Annotated in this window: 22 protein-coding genes; 13 read left to right on the top strand and 9 right to left on the bottom strand. The window is 72.8% G+C overall.

Translation table 11 applies throughout. From position 1 onward, the window contains the following. Nucleotides 1-8: 8 nt before the first annotated feature. The 9 genes from ACYVOM_RS29270 to ACYVOM_RS29230 all read left to right on the top strand — a co-directional run bounded on the left by ACYVOM_RS29270 (nt 9) and on the right by ACYVOM_RS29230 (nt 10210). Nucleotides 9-1367: an aromatic ring-hydroxylating oxygenase subunit alpha gene (locus tag ACYVOM_RS29270; RefSeq protein WP_460306762.1), complete on the top strand. Its 1359-nt coding sequence runs from the start codon at nt 9-11 to the stop codon at nt 1365-1367. 31 nt (nt 1368-1398) lie between these two features. Then, nucleotides 1399-3252, top strand: a complete 1854-nt coding sequence (locus tag ACYVOM_RS29265; RefSeq protein WP_460306761.1) for a flavin-containing monooxygenase — start codon at nt 1399-1401, stop codon at nt 3250-3252. Further along, the gene (locus ACYVOM_RS29260; protein ID WP_460306760.1) at nt 3245-4174 is read left to right on the top strand and encodes an SDR family NAD(P)-dependent oxidoreductase; all 930 of its coding nucleotides are present in this window, start codon (nt 3245-3247) and stop codon (nt 4172-4174) included. The genes ACYVOM_RS29265 and ACYVOM_RS29260 overlap by 8 nt, the downstream gene beginning before the upstream one ends. After that, nucleotides 4171-5877 (top strand): thiamine pyrophosphate-binding protein, encoded by a 1707-nt coding sequence (locus ACYVOM_RS29255; RefSeq protein WP_460306759.1) that lies wholly within the window; start codon nt 4171-4173, stop codon nt 5875-5877. The genes ACYVOM_RS29260 and ACYVOM_RS29255 overlap by 4 nt, the downstream gene beginning before the upstream one ends. A 19-nt stretch (nt 5878-5896) precedes the next feature. Further along, entirely contained in the window at nt 5897-7333 is a 1437-nt protein-coding gene (locus ACYVOM_RS29250) for an aldehyde dehydrogenase family protein (protein ID WP_460306758.1), read from the top strand. Nucleotides 7334-7359: 26 nt separating this feature from the next. Continuing rightward, a complete protein-coding gene (locus ACYVOM_RS29245; RefSeq protein ID WP_460306757.1) occupies nt 7360-8187 on the top strand; it encodes a TauD/TfdA dioxygenase family protein in 828 nt (275 codons plus the stop codon). Then, complete coding sequence (locus ACYVOM_RS29240; RefSeq protein ID WP_460306756.1) at nt 8184-8927, top strand: SDR family NAD(P)-dependent oxidoreductase; 744 nt, start codon at nt 8184-8186, stop codon at nt 8925-8927. Before ACYVOM_RS29245 ends, ACYVOM_RS29240 begins: the two co-directional genes overlap by 4 nt. Nucleotides 8928-8998: 71 nt before the next feature. Next, nucleotides 8999-9535, top strand: a complete 537-nt coding sequence (locus ACYVOM_RS29235) for a carboxymuconolactone decarboxylase family protein (RefSeq protein WP_460306755.1) — start codon at nt 8999-9001, stop codon at nt 9533-9535. Between the two features lie 75 nt (nt 9536-9610). Then, complete coding sequence (locus ACYVOM_RS29230) at nt 9611-10210, top strand: TetR/AcrR family transcriptional regulator (RefSeq protein WP_460306754.1); 600 nt, start codon at nt 9611-9613, stop codon at nt 10208-10210. On the opposite strand, the gene ACYVOM_RS29225 is transcribed toward ACYVOM_RS29230, so the two are convergent. Then, nucleotides 10207-11142 (bottom strand): hypothetical protein, encoded by a 936-nt coding sequence (locus ACYVOM_RS29225; RefSeq protein WP_460306753.1) that lies wholly within the window; start codon nt 11140-11142, stop codon nt 10207-10209. The two genes, ACYVOM_RS29230 and ACYVOM_RS29225, sit on opposite strands and share 4 nt — an antisense overlap. A gap of 30 nt (nt 11143-11172) precedes the next feature. Further along, nucleotides 11173-11343 carry a hypothetical protein gene (locus tag ACYVOM_RS29220; RefSeq protein WP_460306752.1) on the bottom strand — a complete coding sequence of 57 codons (171 nt, stop codon included), beginning with the start codon at nt 11341-11343 and terminating at the stop codon, nt 11173-11175. A gap of 207 nt (nt 11344-11550) precedes the next feature. On the opposite strand from ACYVOM_RS29220, the gene ACYVOM_RS29215 reads away from it, so the two are divergent. Then, nucleotides 11551-11847, top strand: coding sequence for a hypothetical protein (locus tag ACYVOM_RS29215; protein WP_460306751.1), 297 nt, complete (start codon nt 11551-11553; stop codon nt 11845-11847). 182 nt (nt 11848-12029) lie between these two features. On the opposite strand, the gene ACYVOM_RS29210 is transcribed toward ACYVOM_RS29215, so the two are convergent. Genes ACYVOM_RS29210 through ACYVOM_RS29195 form a run of 4 tightly spaced genes read right to left on the bottom strand, consistent with a single transcriptional unit; the run spans nt 12030 to nt 16529 of the window. Then, complete coding sequence (locus ACYVOM_RS29210) at nt 12030-13301, bottom strand: acetyl-CoA hydrolase/transferase family protein (RefSeq protein ID WP_460306750.1); 1272 nt, start codon at nt 13299-13301, stop codon at nt 12030-12032. Beyond that, a complete protein-coding gene (locus tag ACYVOM_RS29205) occupies nt 13298-14179 on the bottom strand; it encodes an HpcH/HpaI aldolase/citrate lyase family protein (protein ID WP_460306749.1) in 882 nt (293 codons plus the stop codon). Before ACYVOM_RS29205 ends, ACYVOM_RS29210 begins: the two co-directional genes overlap by 4 nt. 28 nt (nt 14180-14207) lie before the next feature. After that, complete coding sequence (locus tag ACYVOM_RS29200) at nt 14208-15377, bottom strand: acyl-CoA dehydrogenase family protein (protein WP_460306748.1); 1170 nt, start codon at nt 15375-15377, stop codon at nt 14208-14210. Between the two features lie 9 nt (nt 15378-15386). Next, nucleotides 15387-16529, bottom strand: a complete 1143-nt coding sequence (locus ACYVOM_RS29195; RefSeq protein WP_460306747.1) for a CaiB/BaiF CoA transferase family protein — start codon at nt 16527-16529, stop codon at nt 15387-15389. A 151-nt stretch (nt 16530-16680) separates the two neighbouring features. Between ACYVOM_RS29195 and ACYVOM_RS29190 the strand changes: the two genes are divergently transcribed. Beyond that, nucleotides 16681-18204: a class I adenylate-forming enzyme family protein gene (locus ACYVOM_RS29190; protein WP_460306746.1), complete on the top strand. Its 1524-nt coding sequence runs from the start codon at nt 16681-16683 to the stop codon at nt 18202-18204. A gap of 13 nt (nt 18205-18217) precedes the next feature. Next, nucleotides 18218-19018: a FadR/GntR family transcriptional regulator gene (locus tag ACYVOM_RS29185; protein WP_460306745.1), complete on the top strand. Its 801-nt coding sequence runs from the start codon at nt 18218-18220 to the stop codon at nt 19016-19018. 161 nt (nt 19019-19179) lie between these two features. Here the strand turns inward: ACYVOM_RS29185 and ACYVOM_RS29180 are convergent, their stop codons facing one another. Next, nucleotides 19180-20367, bottom strand: a complete 1188-nt coding sequence (locus ACYVOM_RS29180; protein ID WP_460306744.1) for an FAD-dependent monooxygenase — start codon at nt 20365-20367, stop codon at nt 19180-19182. An 80-nt stretch (nt 20368-20447) separates the two neighbouring features. Between ACYVOM_RS29180 and ACYVOM_RS29175 the strand changes: the two genes are divergently transcribed. After that, entirely contained in the window at nt 20448-21137 is a 690-nt protein-coding gene (locus ACYVOM_RS29175) for a TetR/AcrR family transcriptional regulator (RefSeq protein ID WP_460306743.1), read from the top strand. A 1-nt stretch (nt 21138) separates the two neighbouring features. Here the strand turns inward: ACYVOM_RS29175 and ACYVOM_RS29170 are convergent, their stop codons facing one another. Both ACYVOM_RS29170 and ACYVOM_RS29165 read right to left on the bottom strand, forming a co-directional pair. Then, nucleotides 21139-22608, bottom strand: a complete 1470-nt coding sequence (locus ACYVOM_RS29170) for a class I adenylate-forming enzyme family protein (RefSeq protein ID WP_460306742.1) — start codon at nt 22606-22608, stop codon at nt 21139-21141. An 82-nt stretch (nt 22609-22690) separates the two neighbouring features. After that, nucleotides 22691-23257, bottom strand: a complete 567-nt coding sequence (locus tag ACYVOM_RS29165; RefSeq protein ID WP_460306741.1) for a hypothetical protein — start codon at nt 23255-23257, stop codon at nt 22691-22693. Nucleotides 23258-23281: the final 24 nt, after the last annotated feature.

Raw genomic sequence — 23281 nt, 5'->3', positions numbered from 1 at the left:
GAGGAGGCATGAGCGAAACCACCGACGAGACCGAGGACCTGTCCCGGCCGCTCACGATCGGCGTCGAGGCCTACATCTCCGAGGAGTGGGCCCGCGCCGAGGGCGACAGACTGTGGGCGAAGGTCTGGCAGCAGGTCGGCCGGGTCGAGGAGCTGCCCGAGGTGGGCGACTTCCTCACCTACGACATCCTGGACGACTCGATCATCGTCGTCCGCACGTCGCCCGAGGAGATCAAGGCCCACTACAACGTCTGCTCGCACCGCGGCCGCCGCCTGGTCGACACCCCCGAGGGCGCGCACGACGGACGGGGCAGGGGCCGCCAGTTCGTCTGCGGCTTCCACGGCTGGCGCTACGACCTCGAAGGCCGCTGCACCCGCGTCCCCGAGCGGGAGGACTGGCAGGGCGCCCTCACCGACGAGAAGATCAAGCTCGGCGAGGTCCGGGTGGACACGTGGGGCGGCTGGATCTGGATCACGATGGACCCGGACGCCGAACCGCTGCGCGCCTACCTGGAGCCCGCGCCGACCCTGCTGAAGTCGTTCGAGCTGGAGCGCTTCCGCTACCGCTGGCGCCGCTGGCTCGTCTTCGACTGCAACTGGAAGGTCGCGCTGGAGGCGTTCAACGAGACCTACCACGTGCCTTACACCCACCCGGAGTTCATCCCCTTCGGCAGCTTCCTCGGCTGGTCGCGGGTCCAGGGCCGGCACAGCAACATCGGGTTCGAGGCGCCCAAGGGCCTGGAGGAGAACCAGGGCAAGCTCCGCATCGGCGGCGGCGTTGACGCGCGCGTCTCGACCGCGGAGATGCAGAACTTCATCTGGGAGAACGCCAACACCAACACCACCGAGACGCTGGTCGGCGTCGCCAACCGGCTCGCCGCCGAGCTGCCGGACGGCACCCCGCCCGACCAGGTGGCCAAGTACTGGCTGGAGACGGCCCGCCGCGAGGACGCCGAGCGCGGCGTCGTCTGGCCGACGGTCGACCCCGAGGCCGTCGCGGCGAGCGGCACGGCCTGGCAGATCTTCCCGAACTTCCAGATCGGTCACGGCCAGAACAACATGCTCTGCTACAGCGCCCGCCCCTACGGATACGACCCCGACAGATGCGTCTTCGAGGTGGCCGTCTACCAGCTGTACGCGCCGGGCGAGGAGCCGGAGACCGAGTGGGTGCTCACCCCGCCGGACCATCCGGACTGGCGCACCGTCCTGCCGCAGGACTTCTCGAACATGGCCGCGGTGCAGAAGGGCATGAAGGCGCGCGGCTTCACCGGGCCGAAGCCGAACCCCTACCGCGAACGCGCGGTGGCGAACCTGCACCACAACCTCGCGAAGTACATGGGCGCCGGTTCTCCGCGCGACCTCGACTAGAACCCCCACCCCGAGAAGCCCGAGGACCCCCATGCAGCAGAACTGCCCGCCCACGGCCACCCCCGAGATCGACCGCGACGCGCTGAGAGCGAAGTACCTGGCCGAGCGGGACAAGCGGCTGCGGCCGGAAGGCCAGGCCCAGTACGTCGTCACCGAGGGCGAGTTCGAGGACTACTACGAGGCCGACCCCTACACGCCCGTCACGCCGCGCGAGCCGATCGCCGAGGAGATCGACGTGGCGGTGCTCGGCGGCGGGTTCGCCGGGCTGGTCGCCGCGGCCCGGATCAAGCAGGCGGGCGCGTCCTCGCTGCGGGTCATCGAGTTCGGCGGGGACTTCGGCGGCGTCTGGTACTGGAACCGCTACCCCGGCATCCAGGTGGACAACGACGCGACCTGCTACCTGCCGCTGCTGGAGGAGGTCGGGTACGTCCCCAAGGAGAAGTACCCGCGCGGCGACGAGGTGTTCGAGCACTGCCGGCGGATCGGTCGGCACTTCGGCCTGTACGAGGACGCCCTGTTCCAGACGCTGGTGAAGTCCCTCGAATGGGACGCGGGCAGCGAGCGCTGGTTGATCGGCACCAACCGCGGCGATCGGATCAGCGCCCGGTTCGTGGTGATGTGCCAGGGGCCCTTCAACAAGCCGAAGCTGCCCGGCATCCCCGGCATCGCCGACTTCCAGGGCCACACCTTCCACACCGCCCGGTGGGACTACGCCTACACCGGCGGCGACATGGGCGGCGGACTCACCGGCCTGGAGGGCAAGACGGTCGCCGTCATCGGGACCGGCGCGAGCGGCGTCCAGGTCATCCCGCACATCGCGCGGTCCGCCGAGCACCTGTACGTCTTCCAGCGCACGCCGTCCTCGATCGACGAGCGCGGCAACGAGCCGATCGACCCGGAATGGGTGAAGACGCTCAAGCCGGGCTGGCAGGAGGAGATCCGGCGGAACTTCCACACCGCCGCGTTCGAGGCGTTCGCGCCCGGCCAGCCCGACCTCGTCTGCGACGGCTGGACCGAGGTGAGCCGCAACCTCGCCGCCCGCCTTGACGAGACGAACGGGTGGGCCGCGCTCGCCGACCCGGCGAAGTTCATGGAGCTGCGCGAGATCGAGGACTACCGGACGATGCAGCGCCTGCGCGACCGCATCGACGAGATCGTCGACGACCCCGCGACGGCCGAGGCGCTGAAGCCGTACTACCGCTTCCTGTGCAAGCGCCCGTGCTTCTCCGAGGAGTACCTGCCCACGTTCAACCGCGAGAACGTCACGCTCATCGACGTCTCGGCGAGCAAGGGCGTCCAGCGGATCACCGCCAAGGGCGTCGTCGCGGGCGGCGTCGAGCACGAGGTCGACTGCCTCATCTTCGCCAGCGGCTTCGAGATCACCACCGACCTCGACCGCCGCCTCGGCATCGCGCCCTTCACCGGGAGGAACGGCCTGTCCCTTTACGACCACTGGGCCGACGGCTACAAGACCCTGCACGGCGTCATGAGCCACGGGTTCCCGAACCAGTTCTTCACCGGCTTCATCCAGGGCGGCGTCACCGCGAGCACCACCGCGATGTTCGAGCAGCAGGCCAGGCACATCGGCCACATCATCGGCGCGGCCCTGGAGCGCGGCGCGACGACCGTCGAGCCGACGCGCGAGGCGCAGGACGCCTGGGTGGCGACGATCCGGGAGTCCGCGGTCGACAACAGCCTCTTCCAACGCGAGTGCACCCCCGGCTACTACAACAACGAGGGCGAGACGAAGATCCGCTCGCACCTCGGCGACCCGTACTGGCCGGGCTTCTACGCGCTGGAGGAACTGCTCGAAGGCTGGCGCGGCAAGGGCGACCTCGAAGGCCTCACGCTCAGCGGCGCCGCGGAGGTCAAGGACCATGCCTGAGCTGCGGTTCGACGGCCGGGTCGCGGTCGTCACCGGGGCGGGACGCGGGCTGGGGCGCGCGTACGCGCTGCTGCTCGCGTCGCGGGGCGCGAAGGTGGTCGTCAACGACCCGGGCGGCGCCCTCACCGGGGAAGGACCGGACGACGGGCCCGCCCATGACGTCGTCGGTGAGATCACCGCGGCGGGCGGTGAGGCCGTCGCGAGCACCGCGTCGGTCGCGACGGCCGACGGCGGCCGGGAGATCGTCGAGACCGCCGTGAAGGCCTACGGCCGCATCGACATCCTGGTGCACAACGCCGGGATCGTCCGGCCCGGCTCACTGAAGGAGATGTCCTACGAGGACTTCGACGCCGTCCTCGACGTCCACCTGCGCGGCGCGTTCCACGTCGTGCGGCCCGCGTTCCCGCTGATGAGCGAGGCAGGGTACGGGCGGATCGTCCTGACGTCGTCGATCGGCGGCCTGTACGGCAACCACAAGGTCGCCAACTACGCGATGGCCAAGGCCGGGATCATCGGGCTGTCGAACGTCGTCGCGCTGGAAGGCGCGGCCGAGGGCGTCACGTGCAACGTCATCGTGCCCGGCGCGCTGACCCGGATGGCCGAGGGCATCGACACCTCCGCCTACCCGCCGATGGGGCCCGATCTCGTCGCGCCCGTCGTCGGCTGGCTCGCGCACGAGTCCTGCTCGATCACGGGCGAGCTGCTCGTCTCGATCGCCGGCCGCGTCGCCCGCGCCTTCGTCGGCGAGACACCGGGCGTCCACCGCCCCTCCTGGGCCGTCGAGGACGTCGCGGCGAACCTCGCCGCGATCCGCGACGCCACGCAGCCGTGGGTCCTGCCGGTCGTGCCCTCGGCCCACATCGACCACATCCGCACCAGCTTCGCGATGGCCGCGCAGGGCAGCGCGCAAGGAGAGATATGACGGTCAAGGTCTACGAGCGCATCCTCGACCTGCTGGAGGCCGAGGGGATCAGGACGATCTTCGGGATCCCCGATCCGAACTTCGTGCACATGTTCCACCTCGCCGAGGAGCGCGGGTGGAGCGTGGTCGCGCCGCACCACGAGGAGTCGGCCGGGTTCATGGCCGAGGCGGTGTCCCGGATGACGGGCGGGCCGGCGGTCTGCATCGGCACGTTGGGCCCCGGCGTCGCCAACCTCGCGGGCGCGATGATGTGCGCGAAGGTCGAGAACTCGCCGGTGATCTTCCTGGGCGGGCAGCGGGCGCGGATCACCGAGCAGCGGGTGCGGCGCGGGCGGATCCAGTTCGTCAAGCAGGCCGAGCTGTTCGAGCCGTCGGTGAAGTACTCCGCGAGCATCGAGTACGCCGACCAGACCGACGAGGTGATCCGGGAGGGGCTGCGCAAGGCGCTCACCGGGACTCCGGGGCCGGTCTACATCGAGTACCCGTCGCACGTGATCCTCGAAGAGCTCGACGTGCCCGAGGCGCTGCCGCCTTCCCGGTACCGGCTGGTCGGGCAGCAGGCCGGGCAGGGCGGGATCGACGAGGCGGCGCGGCTCATCCGGGCGGCGGAGCACCCTGTCCTGCTGGTCGGGCACGGGGTGCACACCTCGCGCGCCGGGGAATCGGTGAAGGCCCTCGCGGACCTCATGGCCTGCCCCGTCATCCAGACGTCCGGCGGCACCTCCTACATCAAGGGGCTGGAAGACCGGACGTTCCCCTACGGGTTCTCGCCTTCGGCGATCGAGGCCGTCGTGGGCTCCGACCTCTGCCTGGCCATCGGGACGGAGCTGGGCGAACCCGTCCACTATGGACGGGGAAGGCACTGGGTCGCGGGTGAGGCGAAGCGGTCGTGGATCCTCATCGAGCAGGACCCTGAGGCCATCGGCGTCAACCGGGCGATCGACGTGCCGCTCGTCGGCGACCTGCGGGCCGTCGTGCCCCAGCTCGTCGAGGCCCTGAAGGGCACCCCGCGCGAGGCGTCCCCCGACCTGGAGCGCTGGATCCGCGAGGACGCCGAACGGCTCGCCGAACTCGCCGCGACCGCCCCGTCCGGCATGTCGCCGGTGCACCCGGCGCGGCTCATCGTCGAGGCCACGAAGGTGTTCCCGCCCGACGGCATCATGGTCCGCGACGGCGGCGCGACGACCATCTTCGGCTGGACGTACTCGCAGGCCAAACCGCACGACGTCATGTGGAACCAGAACTTCGGCCACCTCGGCACCGGCCTGCCCTACGCGGTCGGGGCCGGGGTCGCCGACGGGGGCCGCCGGCCGATGATGCTCATCACCGGCGACTCCTCCTTCCAGTTCCACATCAGCGAACTGGAGACCGCGGCCCGGCTGAACCTGCCGCTCGTGTGCGTCGTGGCCGTCGACTACGCATGGGGGCTCGAGGTCGGCGTCTACAAGCGCACCTTCGGCCAGGGCTCGTTGGAGACCGGCACCCACTGGAGCACCGCGACAAGACTCGACAAAGTGGCCGAAGGCTTCGGCTGCCACGGCGAGTACGTTGAGCGCGACGAGGACATCGCGCCCGCGATCAAACGCGCGTACGCCAGCGGGAAGACCGCGGTGATCCACGTCGCGGTGGACCCGAAGGCGAACTCCGAGGAGATGCCCAGCTACGACGAGTTCCGCACCTGGTACGCCGAAGGCACCCAATGACCCCCCGAAAGGGAAGCCCATGCGTGAGTACCTGAAGTTCTACATCGACGGCCAGTGGGTCGAGCCCGCGTCGGCCACGACGTTCGAGGTGATCAACCCGGCGACCGAGGAGGTCGCCGGGAAGGTCGCCGCAGGGAACGCCGCCGACGTCGACCGGGCCGTCGCCGCCGCGAAAGCCGCGTTCCCGGCCTGGTCGGCCACGAGCGTCGCCGAGCGCGTCGCCATCCTCCAGCGCGTCCTGGTGATCTACGGAGAGCGGTCGGCCGAGCTCGGCGCCGCCCTCACCGAGGAGATGGGCGCGCCCGCCTACCTCGCCAACGGCTTCCAGGTGCAGCTCGGCGCGGGCCACCTGGTCAAGGCGATCGAGCTGCTCGAAGGGTTCGCGTTCGAGGAGCCGCGCGGTTCGAGCATCGTCGTCAAGGAGCCCATCGGCGTCTGCGGGCTCATCACCCCGTGGAACTGGCCGCTGAACCAGATCGCGGTGAAGGTCTTCCCCGCCCTCGCGACGGGCTGCACCGTCGTGCTGAAGCCGTCCGAGCGCTCGCCGTTCAACGCCCAGATCTTCGCCGAGGTCCTCCACGCGGCGGGCGTCCCGGCCGGGGTGTTCAACCTCGTGCAGGGTGACGGCCTCGGCGTCGGCGTGCCGCTGTCGGCGCACCCCGACGTGGACATGGTGTCGTTCACCGGCTCGACCCGGGCCGGCGTCGAGATCGCGCGGAACGCCGCACCGACCGTCAAGCGGGTGACGCAGGAGCTGGGCGGCAAGGGCCCGAACCTCATCCTCGACGACGGCTCGTTCGCCGCGAACGTCGCCGCGGGCGTCGGCGCGATGATGGGCAACTCCGGCCAGACGTGCAGCGCGCCGTCCCGGATGCTGGTGCCCGCCGCGCGGATGGGCGAGGCGATCGAGATCGCGCGGGAGACCGCCGCGGGCGTCACCGTCGGCGACCCGAACGGCGAGTTCGCCCTCGGGCCCGTCGTCGCCGGCTCGCAGTGGGACCGGATCCAGGCGCTCATCCAGAAGGGCATCGACGAGGGCGCGACGCTCGTCGCGGGCGGCACCGGCCGGCCCGACGGGCTGGAGCGCGGCTTCTACGTGAAGCCGACGGTCTTCGCCGACGTCACCTCCGAGATGACGATCGCGCGCGAGGAGATCTTCGGCCCCGTCCTGGTCATCCTCGGCTACCGCGACCTCGACGAGGCCGTCGAGATCGCCAACGACACCGAGTACGGGCTCGCCGCGTACGTCAACGGCGAGGACCTCGCCACCGCCCGCTCCCTCGCCCGGCGCATCCGCGCGGGCTGGGTCAACATCAACGACGGGTTCGACTTCGGCTGCCCGTTCGGCGGCTACAAGAAGAGCGGCAACGGCCGCGAATGGGGCGACTTCGGCTTCCAGGAGTACCTGGAGGTCAAGGGCATCGTCGGCTGGGCGCCGGACGAGGCCGCGTCCTAGCGGATCCGATCCAAGGAAGGAACACGATGGGCGTGATCGCCACGCGGAGACTGAGCGAGCATGTCGGCGCCGAGGTGCTGGACGTCGACCTGGAAAGGCTCCTCGGCGACGAGGACCTGCCGGGCGCGTGCCTGGAGGCGCTGGAGGAGCACGGGGTGCTCCTCTTCCGGGAACTGCACGTCGACGACACCGCGCAGGTGGCGTTCTGCCGGAGGCTGGGCGACCTCGTCCAGTTCCCGAAGTACGCCAACCCGGACGTCATGGAGATCAGCTTCGACCCCGGCAATCCGAACGTCGAGTACTTCGCCAGCAACGACTACTGGCACATCGACGGCGCGCTGGACGACATCCCCGCCAAGGCGTCGATCCTGAGCGCGCGGGTGACGGCCTCGGTGGGCGGTGAGACGGAGTTCGCGAGCACGTACGCGGCCTACGACATGCTCACCGAGGCCGAGAAGGAGCGGTTCGCCTCGCTCCGGGTGGTGCACACCTTCGAGGCGATCCAGCGGCTCACCTACCCCGACCCGACGCCCGAGCAGGTCGCGGAGTGGGCCTCGCGGACCGTCCGGGAGCATCCCCTGGTGTGGGAGCACCGGACGGGCCGCAGGTCCGTGGTGTTCGGCGCGACCGCGTCGCACATCGCGGGCATGGACGTCGAGGAGGGGCGGGCGCTGCTCGCCGACCTGGAGGCGCGGGCGACCGCGCCCGACCGGGTCCTCCGGCACTCCTGGACGGTCGGCGACATGGTGATCTGGGACAACCGCGGGCTCGTGCACCGGGCCTGCGCGTTCGACCGGACCGAGCCGCGCCGGATGCACCGCACGACGCTCGTCGGCGATGAGGCGATCGCGTGAGCGGGCGGACCGCGATCGTCACGGGCGGCGCGTCCGGGATCGGGGCCGCCGTCGGGCGGCGCCTCGCCGCGGACGGCGTCCGGGTGGCGCTGCTCGACCTCGACGGGGACGCCGCGCGCGAGACCGCGGCGTCCATCGAGAAGGAGGGCGGGACCGCGCTCGGGCTCGCCGCCGACGTCACCGACCGGGCCGCGATCGACGCCGCGGTCGCCGAGACCGCGGCCCGGCTGGGCCGGCCGACGATCCTCGTGACCAGTGCGGGGGCCGCGCCCATCCACCCGTTCCTCACCATCACGGCCGAGGACTGGGCGCGGACCCTCGCGGTGAACCTCACCGGCACGTTCGACTGCTGCCAGGCGGTGCTGCCCGGCATGGTCGAGGAGGGCTGGGGGCGGATCGTCACGATCTCGTCGTCCAGCGTGCACAGCGGGGCGCCCGCGATGGCCGGTTACGTCTCGGCGAAGTCGGGCGTGGTCGGGCTCACCAAGGTCCTCGCGCGGGAGTTCGCCCGCAAGGGGATCACGGTGAACACGGTGCCGCCGGGGTTCATCGACTCTCCGATGCTGCGCGCGACCGTCGCCGACGGGCTCTTCGCGCTGGAGGACGAGATCGCCGAGACCCCCGTCGGCAGGGTCGGGCGGCCCGAGGACGTCGCCGCGGCCTGCGCCTTCCTGGTGAGCGAGGACGCCTCCTACATCACCGGGCAGGTCATCGGCGTCAACGGGGGGCGGAACATTTGACGTGCTCCGACAGGGGCGGCACGGGTGAGACCCGGATCCCGCCCGTGCCCAGGGCCGAATGGTCGGCAGAGATGGCCGAGTTCGTCGCGGGCTTCCAGTCCGCGGTCCGCGGCGGCGCGTCCGCCGAGGGCCGCCAGCCCGGGACCAACCTGCTGGGCACGTTCGCCCGGCACCCGTCCCTCGCCAAGGCCTACCTCACCTTCAACGGGCACCTGCTGCACGGGTCGTCGCTCACGGCCCGGCAGCGGGAGCTGCTCGTGCTGCGGGTCGCGCACCTGCGGGAATGCGCCTACGAGTGGGCGCAGCACGCCGTCCTCGCCGCCCGCGCGGGGATGACCGCCGAGGAGATCGCCCGGGTCGCCCGGGGCCCGGCAGCCCCGGGGTGGGGGGCGACGGACCGCGCGCTCCTCACCGCCGCCGACGAGCTCCTCGGCGACGGCACGGTCTCGTCCGCGACCTGGACCGCCCTGTCCGCCGAGTTCGACGACCGGGGCCTCATGGACGTCATCTTCACCATCGGCGCCTACGCCCTCCTGGCCATGGCGCTGCGCTCCCTGGGCGTCCAGCCGGAGGAGGAGCTGCTCCCCCATTTGCCGGACGGCCTATGATGGCGAGACGCCCTCAGGTTCCGCCCGCGCGGGGCGTCCACAAGCAGGTCACCGGGCGGGTGCGGAGGCGGCGTCTTGACCGGACCGACCACGGCGGACCCCTACATAGCCCAGCGTCCCAAGCGCGCTGACGGCGCCCGCAACTACGACGCGATCCTCGCCGCCGCCCGCGCCGCGTTCGAATCCCACGGCTCCGAGGCCTCCCTGGAGGACGTCGCGGCACGGGCCGGCGTCGCCATCGGCACCCTCTACCGCCACTTCCCGACCCGTGCCGTCCTCGTCGAGGCCGCCACCCGCGACGGCCTGGCCGCCCTCGTCGCCGAAGCCGACCGCCTGTCCGCGGCCCCCGAGCCCTTGGCGGCCCTGCAAGAGTGGATGACCAAGGCCGTCCACCACTGCTCGGTCTTCCGCGGCCTCGTCGGCATCCTGTCCGCAAGCATGTACGACGAGGGCACCCCCTCCCACACCATGTGCGCCGCCATGCACGCCGGCGGCGCCCGCCTCCTCACCCGTGCCCGGGACACGGGCGCCGTCCGCGCCGACTTCACCGCCGAGGACCTCTTCGCCCTCATCACCGCCGCCGCCTGGCTCCGCGAAACCACCGGACCCCACCACGACGGCTCATCCCGCATGCTCCGCCTCGCCCTGGAGGGCATCACCCTCCCGGCTTCTTAGCCCTCCTCCTTCCAGAGATCGGCCTGGTAGGTCACCTTCTCGTCCCCTTCCGCGCGAGACAGCCGGACCGTGTAGCGGCCCGCCGGGAATTCGGCCATCCCGCTGGGGATGTCGCGGTACGTCGTCTGGCCTGGCCGGAGCCCGTAGACGTGCAGGTGTCCCTTCTTTCGGCCGAGGCTTTCGGACACCGTGAGGGCGAGACCGTCGGCGATCGGGGAGAGCGACGGCGGCAGCGGCGCGGGGCCGTTCCAGAGGGCGTAGGTCAGGACGGCTCTGCGTCCTGGATCGACCGCCGCCATGAGCCCGAGCGGATGCGCGGCCGCTTGCGGGATCTCCGCCGGGAAGACCGCCTGGCCCGCGCCCCCGCTGTCGACCAGGGCGATCCGGTCGGAGCCCTCGGGCACATAGCAGCCGCCGCTGCGCTTGATCCGGGCCGTTTTGCGCACCCGAAGGAACTGGATCAGGTACCGCTCGGTGCCATGCAGCGCCGACCGGGCCGCGTCGAACGCGTCCTCGTCTTCGGGGTACCGCTTCCATGCCTCGGCGAAAGCCGTGCGCGCCCGCGCGCGGCCCCACCCGGTGACGCGCACCGAGTAGACGCCCGCCGGGACGGTGAGCACGCCGGCGTCGCCGCCGAGCGTGATCTGGTCGAGGTCGATCCGACCGGTGGGACAGCGCAGCTCGACGGTCTCCTGCACGTCGTACCCGGCCTCGCACGGCGGAAGAGCCCCCTTCCACAGTTCGAGCCCGACCTTCACCGCCGGCCCGTCCTCGGCCACGTGGAGCAGGAACCGCCCCTCCCCCACGCCCAGCAATCCGGCCCCGGGCACGGGCGTGCTCCCGTCCTCGTCCCAGCCGTCGCCGATGCCGAACATTCCGTGGTCCGCCTGAACGTCCAGCTCCACGCGGGAGACCAACTCACTCGACTTCATCCCGGAATATTAAGGACAGACAGTGACAAATTACCCCCACTGCCCGGGAGTCGCCGAGGCCGCGGCCGAAGTCAGAAGTCGGTGGGTTCCGAGCGCGTCCGTGCCGATCGAGCCGAACGCCTTGACCAGCGAGGTCCCCGGCGGCAGAAGTTCGGCGACGAAGGCGCCCGACGACCGGTGCGGCGGCAGCGCGCGCACCACGTGAAGAGCAGACCGGACAGCGACGCGCACACCTGCCGTCCGACGTCCGTCAGCTCGTACTCGACATGCGAGGGATGGTGCGCAGGACCGTCCGGGTGGCCAGGCCCCCATGCAGCGCACAGCGCGCAAGGAGACCTCCGAGGTCGCCCGTACCCTGTTCCGCGACCACCTGGTCAGCGGACCCTCGCCGAGTACCACGATCTCGGTGTGATCGGTCTCCAGTCGGTGCTCGGCAACGTCTCGGCCGTCGTCATCGAGCCGGAGAACCTGGCGAAGCCGCCGTCGATCATCCAGGAGACCCGCACGATGTACGTGGTCGACTCCATCGACGCGGTGTACGCGCAGGTCGAGCGGCTCGGCGTGCCGATCCTCCAGCCCCGCACCCCCAACATCATGGGTGCGCAGGGCAGGCTCAGGCTCGCCTCGAACTACATCATCGAGATCGTCGAGGCGACCAACGAGGACCTCTTCCACCCCGATCCGAAGGAGGTCGGCTACGTCTGAGCCCACAGGCGCACACGGCAGGTCCGGGGAGCGAGGCTCCCCGGGCCTGCCGACTCAAGTGCCCTACCGGCTCAGTGCCCTGCCGCCGCGGTCCGGCGGGCGCCCGGGCCGAACCAGGCGGCCGCGCTGATCACCACCCGATGACTGCCCCGGGCGCGGTGGCCGCGCCCGCTGAGGCGGGGTCAGAAGCCGCGTCTGCGGAGGGCGTCCGCCTCTCTTTCGAGGGCCTCGCGGAAGTCCGGGTGGGCGATCTCCACGAGGAGGCGGGCGCGGGCGGCGATCGATCTGCCCTTCAGGTCGGCGGAGCCGAATTCGGTGATGACGACGTCGATGTCGGAGCGGGGAGTGGTGACGGGGCCGGAGAGGGCCGTGGTGATGCGGCTGATGGTGCCGTTCTTGGCGGTGGAGGGCAGGACCATGAGGGCGTGGCCGCCCGGGGAGCGGGAGCCGGCGCGGACGAAGTCGAGTTGGCCGCCGGTGCCGCCCACGTAGGACGAGCCCGACTGTTCGGCGTTGACCTGGCCCGTCAGGTCGACCTCCAGGGCCGAGTTGACGGTGACGAGGCGGTCGACCCGGGCCAGGACCGCCGGGTCGTGGGTGTAGGAGGTGGGGCACATGCGCAGGGACGGGTTGTCGGCGGCGAAGGCGTAGAGGCGGCTTGTGCCGATGAGGGCGCCGTTGACGGAGACGCCCTGGTCGGTCTTCTTGCGGGCGTTCGTGACCACGCCCGCCTCGACGAGGTCGACCAGGCCGTCGCCGATCATGCCGGAGTGGACGCCCAGGTCGGTGCGGTCGTGCAGGAGGCGGAGGAGGGCGTCGGGGACGGCGCCGACGCCCGTCTGGAGGACGGAGCCGTCGCCGATGTAGGCGGCGGCGTGGGCGGCGATGGCCTCGTCGATCGGGCCGATGCGGGCGGGCGGCACCTCGACGGGCGGCCGGGAGACGTGGACGGCGCAGTCGAAGGCCGAGCCCGGGAGCGTCTCGCCGAGGGTGCGGGGCACCTGGTCGTTCACCTCGGCGACGACGACGCGGGCCTTGGCCACGGCCGCCGCCACGTAGTCGCTGATGAGGCCGCAGCTGTGGTCCCCGGCCGCGTCGGGCGGGCTCACCTGCACGAAGGCGACGTCGCACGGCAGCGCGCCGGAGGCGATCATCGGGCCGACCTGGCTCACGTGGCAGGGCACGACGGTCAGCCGGTGCGCTTGGGCGAGTACCCGCAGGGCCCCGATCGCGCCCATGCTGGAGACCTCGAACGCGTCGGCCGCCTCGGGGGTGAGCAGGCCGGAGAAGCTCGTCGCGATGAAGACCGACAGGCCGCCGATCTCCGCGGCCTGCTCGATCAGCGCCTCGACCAGCGTGGTCGGCTCGCCGCAGGCCTGGCCGAGGACGATCCGGTCGCCGGGCCGGACGAAGCGGGCCAACTCCAGCTTGTCGGGCGTGACGTGGACGGTCACGCGACGCCTCCGGCGGCCAGGAGCGCGCGGGCGCGGGCCAGATGGGGCCGGTCCAGCATCGCGCCGTTGTGGCCGAGCGCGCCGACGCCCGGGTGCGCCGCGAACAGCGCGACGATCTCCCGCGCCTCGGCGAGTTCGGCCTCGGTCGGGGTGAACGCGGCGTTGATGACCGGCACCTGGTCGGGATGGATCGCGAGCATCCCCCGGTACCCGTCGCGGCGCACCTTCGCGGCTCGCGTGCGCAGCCCGTCGAGGTCGCGGAAGTCGCCGTGGATCGTGTCGATCGCGGCGACGCCCGCCGCCGCCGCGCCCAGCAGGCACAGGCTGCGCGCCAGCTCGTAGGTGAAGCCGTAGCCGCCGTCCGGGCCGCGGTTGTCGCTCGCGCCGAGGGCGTCGGCGAGGTCCTCGGCGCCCCAGGTCAGCGCGCTGAGGCGGGGCGCGCCCTTGTAGTCGCCGGTGGTGAACATGCCTTCGGCGGTCTCGGTCACCAGCGCGATCACCTCGGTCGCGCCCTGCTCGCCGCCCGCTGCGACCTCCAGCGCCGCGAGGTAGTGGTCGAGCACCTCGACGTCCCGCGGCCCGCGCGCCTTGGGCAGCATGACGCCGCCGGGCCGGGCGGGGACGATCGCGGCGAGGTCGGCCAGGGCGTGCGGGCCGTCCAGCGGGTTGATCCGCACCCAGAGGCGCCGCCGCTCCGCCTCGGGCCGGGACGCCAGGAACCCCGCGACGCCCGCCCGCGCCCCTGCCTTGCCCGCCTCGGCGACCGCGTCCTCAAGGTCGAGGATGACGGCGTCGGCGGGCCCGTCGGCGGCCTTGGCCATCTTGCGGGGGCTGTCCCCGGGCGCGAACAGCCAGGACCGCGCGCTGAAGGTCTCCATGTCTTCTCCTCCTCGGGTGCGGGCGGGGTCAGTACGACTTGGGCAGGCCGAGGACCTTCTCGGCGAGGAAGTTGAGGATCATGTGCGGGCTCACCGGGGCGGTGCGCGGGATCATCACCTCCCGCAGGTAGCGCTCCACGTCGTACTCGCGGGCGTAGCCCATGCCGCCGAGCGTCAGCATCGCGGTGTGGCAGGCCTCGAACCCCGCCTCGGCCGCGAGGTACTTGCCCGCGTTGGCCTCGACGCCGCAGTCCGCGCCGTCGTCGAAGAGCGTCGCGGCCTTCAGCACCATCAGGTTCGCCGCTTCGAGCTGCGCCCAGCATTTGGCGAGCGGGTGCTGGATGCCCTGGTTCATCCCGATCGGCCGGTCGAAGACGATCCGCTCGCGGGCGTACTTCGCCGCGCGCTTGAGCGCCGCCCGGCCGAGCCCGATCGCCTCGGCGGCCAGCAGGATCCGCTCGGGGTTCAGCCCGTGCAGGATGATCTTGAAGCCTTCGCCCTCGGCCCCGATCCTGTCCTCCTCGGGGATCCACACGTCGGTGAGGAACAGCAGGTTGGAGTCGACGGCGTGGCGGCCCATCTTCGGAATCTGCCGGACGTCGATCCGGGCCCGGTCGAGGTCGGTGAAGAACAGGGACAGGCCCTCGGTCTTGCGCGTCACCTCCTCCAGCGGGGTGGTGCGGGCGAGCAGCATCATCTTGTCGGCGACCTGCGCGACCGAGATCCAGATCTTCTCGCCGTTCACCAGGTAGCCGCCGTCGCGGCGCTCGGCGCGGGTGCGCAGCTTCGTCGTGTCGAGCCCGGCGTCCGGCTCGGTCACCGCGAAGCAGATCCGCTGCTCGCCGGTGAGGACGGGCGGGATCATCCGCTTGCGCTGCTCGTCGGTGCCGAACAGGGCGACCGGCTGCATGCTGAAGACCGGGCCGTGGATGCTGGACGCGGCGGTCATCCCGCCGCCCGACTCGGCGACGGCCTGCATCATGATCGCCGCCTCGGTGATGCCGAGGCCCGCTCCCCCGACGTCCTCGGCCATCGCCACGCCCAGCCAGCCGGCGTCGGCCATGGCCTTGTGGAACTCGTGCGGGAAGACGCCGCTCTCGTCGCGCTCGCGCCAGTACTCGTCGGGGAAGCGGGTCGTGCAGAAGTCGAGGACGGCGTCGCGGATGCTCCGCTGGTCCTCGGTGAGGGAGAAGTCCATGCGTTGCTCCTAGGGCATGGCGAGGCGGTCGAGGACGTCGCGGGTGTCGGCGCCGAGACGCGGGGCGGGCCCGGCGACGCGGCCGGGGGTGCGGGAGAACCAGACGGGCGGGCCGGGGAAGCGGACCTCGCCGTAGGGGGAGTCGACGGTCTCGAAGAACCCGGTCTCGGCGAGGTGCGGGTCGTCGAGGAGGTCGTCGAGGGCGCGGACGGGCGCGGCGGGGATGTCGAGGGAGCGCAGCAGATCGAGCCACGCCTCGGTGGTGCGCTCCCGGAACGTCTCGGCGAGCAGCGCGTAGACCTCGTCGATGCGGGCCGCGCGCCGCTCCAGCGTCGCGAAGTGCTCGCCCGCCCACGCGGGGCGGACCGCGCCGACGAACGCGGCCCACTGCTTGTCGTTGTAGACCAGCGCCGAGATGTGGCCGTCCTTGGTGCGGTAGGGCCTGCGGTGGGGGGCGACCGCGCGCGGATAGCCCGCGGGGCCGAGCGGCGGCCGGAACAGGGCGGCGCCCGCGTGCTCGACCAGCATGAACGCGGCCATCGTCTCGAACATCGCGACCTCCACCTCCTGGCCCTCGCCGGTCCGCTCGCGGTGGAACAGCGCCGCCAAGGTCGCGTACATCGCCGTCAGGCCGGCCACCTTGTCGGCCATGATCGTGCCCGCGTACCCCGCCTCGCCCGTCAGCCGCTCCTGGACCGCCGGGACGCCGGACTCCGCCTGGATCGTGTCGTCGTAGGCGGCGCGGTCGGCGTAGGGGCCGCGGCGGCCGTAGCCGTAGCAGTTGGTGTAGACGACCGACGGGTTGAGTGCGGCGACGTCGGCGTAGGCGAAGCCGAGGCGGGCGATGGCCTTGGCGCGCATGGAGTGCACGAACACGTCGCTGCGCTCGGCGAGGGCGCGCAGCGCGGCCTTGCCGTCGGGATCGCGCAGGTCGAGGACGACGCCGCGCTTGCCCCGGTTGACGTTGGCGAACACGCCGCCCATGCCGTGCTCCGGGCCCGCCGAGACGTAGCGGGTGTCGTCGCCCGCGGGCGGCTCGACCTTGATCACGTCGGCGCCCATGTCGGCCATCATCTGGGTGCAGTACGGGCCCATGACCATCGTGGTGAGGTCGAGGACGCGTATCCCGGTGAGGGGTCCGGGGTGCGTCATGCGCCGCTCCCGGGGGCCGTGCGTCGCAGTGGTCTGAGGGTCCGATGTGCGCGTCCGCCTGGCATGGCCGTCTCCTACCGGTGTCTTCCGAGTGCCGCAGCCGCGATCGTATCCATTGAATCATTATAAGGATAGTGGTAACACAGAGGACGTGAGCACCTACGGCGGCGGCCTTCCGCAGCAGCATCGGACGCCCGGCACGATCGCCCGCGTCCTGGACGCCTCACTCGCCGCGCGGCCCGACGCGATCGCCGTCGAGGCGGCCTCCGGCGCGCTGACGTTCGCCGAACTCGACGAGCGGGCCCGCCGTGCGGCGGGGGCGCTGTGGGCGCTCGGAGTCCGGCCCGGCGACAGGGTCGCGGCCTGCCTGCCGAACGACCTCGACATCGTGGCGGCGTTCCACGGCGCGCAGCGGATCGGCGCGGTGTGGGCAGGGATCGGCGAGGCGCTCACCGAGGCCGAGCAGCGCGACCTGCACGAACTCTGCGAGCCCAGGGCGGTGCTCGCCGGGCCGCGCTGCCGGATCGACGCGCCCGGCCGCCTCGACCCCGACGGGTGGGCGGCGCTGACCGCGCGGGCCGAGCCCGCACCCGACCTCTCCGTCGATCCCGGCGCACCCGCCGGGATCGCGTTCACCAGCGGCACGTCGGGGCGGCCCAAGGCCGTCGTGCACAGCCAGCGGAACCTTCTCCTGCCGGGCGCGGCGCTCGTCGCGGCGCGGGGGTGGGGGCCGGACCTGCGCAAGGGCGACAGCTTCCCGCTGACGATCCTCAACCTCATGGTCCTGTCGACGCTGCTCACCGCGCAGGCCGGAGGCCGGTCCGTCATCATGGACCGCCGCGACGTCGAGGGCGTCGCCGACTGGATCGCCGACCGGGGCGTCACCGTGTGGAACGGGGCGCCCGCGCAGCTGCACGACCTCGCCGCGCGTCCCGACCTCGACCTGTCGTCGCTGCGCGAGGTGTGGAGCGGAGGCAGCGACACCCCCGACGACCTGCGCCGCGCCTTCGCCGCCGCCCACGGCCTCGTCCCCCGCGCGACGTACGGGCTGACCGAGGCGCCGACCGTGGTGGCGATCGACCCTCCGGGCGAGGAATGGCGGCCCGGAGCAAGCGGGCGCCTGCTCCCCCACTTCGACGTCGCCGCCTACGACCCGCGAGGCAAGCGACTGCCTTCGGGTGAGCCCGGGGAGCTCCGCCTGGCCGGGGCGTCTGCCGGACCTTGGGCGGGGGCTTGGACTCCGCTGCTCGGCCACTGGGAGGAGGGCCGTGTCCATCCCTTCGGGCAGGACACCGTCGCGACGGGCGACATCGGCTTCGTCGACGCCGACGGGTGGCTGAGCGTCGTGGACCGCAAGAAGCTCGTCATCGTCCGGGGCGGCGCGAACGTCTACCCCGCCGAGGTCGAACGGGTCCTCGCCGCGCACCCGCAGGTCGTGGCGGCCGCCGTCTGCCCGGTGCCCGACGCCCGGCTCGGCCAGCGCGTCGCGGCCCTCGTCGAGACGGCGGGCGGCCCCCTGGACGCGGGCGCGCTCGCCGACCACTGCCGCCGCGCCCTCGCCGCCTACAAGGTGCCCGAGTTCTGGACGCAGGTCGCCGCGCTCCCCCGCAACGCGATGGGGAAAGTCCAGCGGACGGCCCTGCCCGACCTCGTGAGCACGCCTCCCCATCACTGATAACCTTATAAACATGGAGCCCGCGCCGGAGCAGACGAAGATCGGGCAGTTGCGGATGGCGGAACTCGTCGCCTCCGCGCTGCGCGACAGGATTCTCGCGGGCGGGATCACCGACGGCTCGACCCTGCCGAAGCAGGACGAACTGGTCGCCCAGTTCGGGGTGAGCTACCCGTCGGTGCGCGAGGCGCTGCGCATCCTGGAGACCGAGGGGTTCGTCACCGTGCGGCGCGGCAACCGCGGCGGCGCGACCGTGCACGCCCCCGACATCGGCACCGCCGGATACGCGCTCGGCCTCACCCTCCAGGCGATGCAGGTCGACGTCCCCGATCTCGGCGAGGCGCTGGCCGTCCTGGAGCCCATCTGCGCGGCGAACTGCGCGCGCCGCGAGGACCGGCACGAGGCCGTCGTCCCGCGCCTTGAGGAGCTGCTCGCGCTGAGCGAGAGCCACCTCGACGACGGCGCCGCCTTCACCCGAACCGCGCGCGACTTCCATGACGCCCTCGTCGGCTTCGACACCAACGCGACGCTGCGCGTCGTCGTCAAGAGCCTCACCTCCCTGTGGTCCGTCCAGGAGGAGGCCTGGGCCGACACCCAGATGTCCCGCGGCTCCTACCCGTCGCGCGCCGACCGCGCCAAGGCCCAGCACGCGCACGAGCGCCTCACCGAGGTCATCGCCGCCGGCGACGCCGTCGAGGCCTCCCGCCTGGCCGCCGAACACCTCACCGCCACCCAGCGCTGGGTCCTGCGCTCCCTCAAGAACCGCACCATCGACGCCGCCTCCACCCGCACCCGCATGCGCTTCCGCCGCTCGTGACCCCGCCCGGCGGGTGCGGGTCACCGCCCGGATGACGACCGCCATGGCCGTCGATCGCGCCGGAGAGCGCCGCGGTGAACAGACGGAAGCCGCCCACGGGGTGCCGCCCTGCCCTGAGGGCCTCTCGTTCGCCGCGGGGGCGCGCGGGAGGGCTTTGCGGGTCAGGCCGGGAGGTAGTCCGGTAGGTCGGCGGCCGCCATCGAGCCGGTGCTGCCGATGAGGAGGCGCTGGAACCACGAGCGGGCGAAGAGCGTGTCGCGCAGACGCAGTCCGTAGCCGGTCCGCGGGGCGAGGAACCTGCCCGGGCTGGCGCCGCGCTGCCAGCGGTCGGCATAGGGGCGCATGCGGCGCTCGTAGGCGGGGAGGGCCGTGCCGGGGTCGCCGCCTGAGGCCGCGAGTTCGCCTGCGAGCACGTACGCGCCGACGAGGCCCGTGCCCACTCCCATGCCGCCGAGGGTCACGCCCCAGGCGGCGTCGCCGAGCAGCGCGGCGCGGCCGGACCACCAGGACGCGGCGCGGACCTTGCTGACCGTGTCGAAGTAGATCTCCGGGGCGTCGGCCAGGGCGGCGACCAGGCGCGGGGCGTGCCAGCCGACGCCCGCGTAGGCGGCGGCGATGAACTCCTTCTGCCGGGGGACGTCGTGCCAGTCGAAGTCCAGGCCGGGTCCGGCGAACGTGGCGAAGACCGCGGCGGCGTCCGCGTCGCGCGGGTCCGCGCCGAAGCTGATCATCCGGCCGGGCTCGTTGTACTGGCGGGGCACGGCCTCGGCACCGGGCACTCCGGACGCCTTCCACCCGGCCACGTAGTACCCGAGGTGCCGCACGTACTCGCGCTCCGGCCCGAACAGCAGGCGGCGGACGCCGGAGTGCAGGCCGTCCGCGCCGACGACGAGGTGGAAGTCCCGGGCGGGGTGGCGGGCGAACTCCACCCGGACTCCTTCGCCGGTGTCGACGGCGTGCTCGATCACGTCGCCGAACAGGTACTCCACCCGGTCCGCCGCGGCGGCGTGGAGCACCCGGGACAGGTCGGCGCGGAGCACCTCGATCTCGCCGCCGGCGAACGCGGCGGGCAGGGTGAAGACCGGCCGGTCCCGGGCGTCCACCCGGCGCATCTCCCCGCCGTGCGTCTGGAGCGCGCGCAGTTCGTCCAGGACGCCCATGCGCTCCAGCACGCCGAGGTGGGTCGGGCCCCGGAAGTCGACCGCGAAGCCCGAGGTGCGCAGCGCGGGTGCGATCTCGACGACGGTCGGCTCCGCGCCGTACCTCGCCAGCCAGTACGCCAGGGCGGGACCGGCGACTCCCGCGCCGGAGATCAGGACGCGCAGACCGCGCAGAGGTTCGATGCTCATGCCACTCCCCCACAAATTGTTTCCAACGGACACAGTGTACGATAGACACAGTTCGAGGGAATGGGCAAGAGGGAGAGCCGATGGCCGCCGAGACGACCGCGCTGACACTGCTGTGGGACGGCTGGACTGCCCCCAGACGCGGGCCGAGGCCTACTCTCACGCTCACCGCGATCGCCGCTTCCGGCATCGCCGTCGCCGACGCCGAGGGCCTCGCCGGCGTCACGATGCAGCGCGTCGCCGAAGGCCTCGGCGTGACGAAGATGGCGCTGTACCGCTACGTGCCGGGCAAGGTGGAACTCGTCGCGCTGATGCTCGACCTCGGCATCGGCGCGCCGCCCGCGCTCGCCGAGACGCCCGGCGGCTGGCGGCCCCGCCTCGACCTCTGGGCCCGGCTCCTGTTCGCCCGGTTCCTCGCGCACCCGTGGGCCGCGGAGGCGATCGCGGGCGAGCGCGCGATCGGCCCCAACGAACTCGGCTGGATGGAGCAGGCCGCCGCCGCGCTCGCGGGGACGGGCCTGACCGGCGCGGAGATCCTGGACACCGCGGCGGTGCTGTCCGGCCACGTCCGCGCGATCGCCCAGCAGGCCGCCGCGGGGGCGGGCGAGCGCGAGATCGGCGACGCGATGGCCGCCGCCCTCGCCGGCCGCGCGGACCGCTTCCCCGCCGTCACCGCCGCGATCGCCGACCCGGCCGGCCGCGACGACGCCCTCTCCTTCGGCCTGCGCTGCATCCTCGACGGCCTCGCCCTGCGCGTCGAGGCGGCCCGCTGAATCAGCCGCCGCGCTCCTGGACGAGCGCGGTGCGGCTGAGCTTGGTGGCGGCCGAGCGGGGCAGCGCCGCCACGAACTCGACGGTCTTCGGCACCTTGTAGGGGGCCAGTCGGGACCTGGCGTAGGCGATGACGTCGGCGGGCGGGGCCGCGGGGTCCGCGGGTTCGACGACGGCGTGGACGCGGCGGCCCCACTCGGGATCGCGCAGGCCGATGACGGCGACGTCGGCGATGCCCGGGTGGTCGAGGAGGGCGTTCTCCACTTCGGCCGGGTAGACGTTGGCGCCGCCGGTGACGATGAGGTCGGCGGCGCGATCGAGGAGGTAGAGGTAGCCGTCCTCGTCCAGGTACCCGAGGTCTCCGGCGGTGGCGAAGCCGTCCGAGCTCGCCGGGGCATCCGAGTTCTCCCCTGGCTCCGGGGCGGAACCCACGTAGCGGTGCTGTCCGCTCGTGGCGCAGCGGAGGTGGACCAAGCCCGGCTCACCCGGCGGGACGGGCCTGCCGGACTCGTCCAGGACGCGTATCTCGGTGCCGCGCACGGGCCTGCCGACGCTGCCCTCGTGGCCCGCCCACTCGTCGCCGCGCAGACCGGTGAAGCCGAAGCCCTCGGTCATCCCGTAGGCGGTGAACATCCGCTCCGGGCCGAGGAGCTCGCACCAGCGGCGGGCGAGGGCGGGCGGCAGCGGCGCGGCGCCCTGGAGGACCCAGCGCAGCCCGGACAGGTCCCGCTCCCCGATGCCGGGCAGGGCGGCGAGGCGGCGCAGCATCGTGGGCGTCGCGGTGAACGTCGTCACCGCGTGCCGCTCGATCAGGTCGACGGCCAGGGCCGCGTCGAACCGCTCGAGGACGACGAGGCGGTCCCCCGCGAGAAGGCTCTGGAGGGTGAAGAAGCCGTTCGTGTGGTACATCGGGGCGGGCACGAGGATCGTCTCCGGGCGCGGCACCGGGCCCCACGCGGCGGCGAAGGGGGCGGCGCGGCGGGCGTCGAACAGGCCGGGCCGGTCGGCGAGGATCACCTTGGGCGTGCCGGTGGAGCCGCTGGAGCAGATGCCGTGGCACTGCGGCGGGACGAGATCGGGCAGGTCGGGCACAGGGTCGGCGGCGGTGGCGGCGAGCCACCCGGTGTCGCCTTCGGCGAGGTGAACGGGCGCGCCGATCACCGCCCGGACGCGGGCCAGCTCCCAGCCCGGCAGGTCCCAGCGCATCGGGACGGGCACCGCGCCGAGCCGCCACGCGGCGAGCACCGACAGCACGAACTCCGGGCCGTTGCGCAGGGCCACCGACAGCCGGTCGCCGTGGCCGAGGCCGCGCGCGGCGAGCGCCGCCGCGACCTGGGACGCGCGCCGGTCGGCCTGCCGGGCGGTGAGCTCCCGTTCGGTCCCGCCGGGCGCGGCGAACCGCAGCACCACATCGTCGGGGCACTGTGCGGCGAGGTCGGCGAGCCGCCCGCCGAAACTCCTCGGCCCGTCCATCACGCCTCCTGCTCGTCGGTCCCGCGGGGCGGGCGCTTGCGCACCCGGCTCGACCGGGGCGCCCCAGCTCTCGGGAAGCCCGTCATGGCCAGGGAAGGGGGCCCGCCTTGCGGAACAGCTCGACGGGGTCCGCGGAGGCGGGGTCGGTGGCCGCGGCGAGGAGGGCGCGGGATTTGAAGACGCGGGCGGCGCGGCTGGGGCGGTGCGGCATCAGGTCGGCGGCGGTGGGGTCCAGGAGGCGGGGGCCGCCCCACAGGGTGACCTCGGTGGTGGCCGCGGCGGCGGACTCGTCGACGAGCCGCCTGACGCGGGGGTCGCGGGCGTAGAGGGCCGCGTGGACGGCCAGGGCGTGCGGCCTGGCCCGCAGGACCGCCGCGTAGGCGGCCGGGCCGAGTGGGGCCGAGGCCGCGCCCAGGATGCGCAGCGGAAGGGGGTCGCCGTCCTCCGCGCACAGGACTGTCGCCTCCCATCCGGCGAGCACCCGGTCGACGAGCCAGCCGCCCGCGAACCGCGCGGTCTCGGCCGCGTCCGGCGCGACCACCACGAGGCGGCGGCGCAGCGAGCGGCCCGCGAGCGGCCGCGCCACCCGGTGGACGGCAGGCCTGCCGCGCACGACCTCCAGCGGCTTCGCCGCCTGCGTCCTCATCATCGGCCTCCGTGTCGTTCGGGCCCC

The organism is Actinocorallia aurea (assembly GCF_054783995.1).
This window is presented reverse-complemented; position numbering and strand designations above follow the sequence as displayed.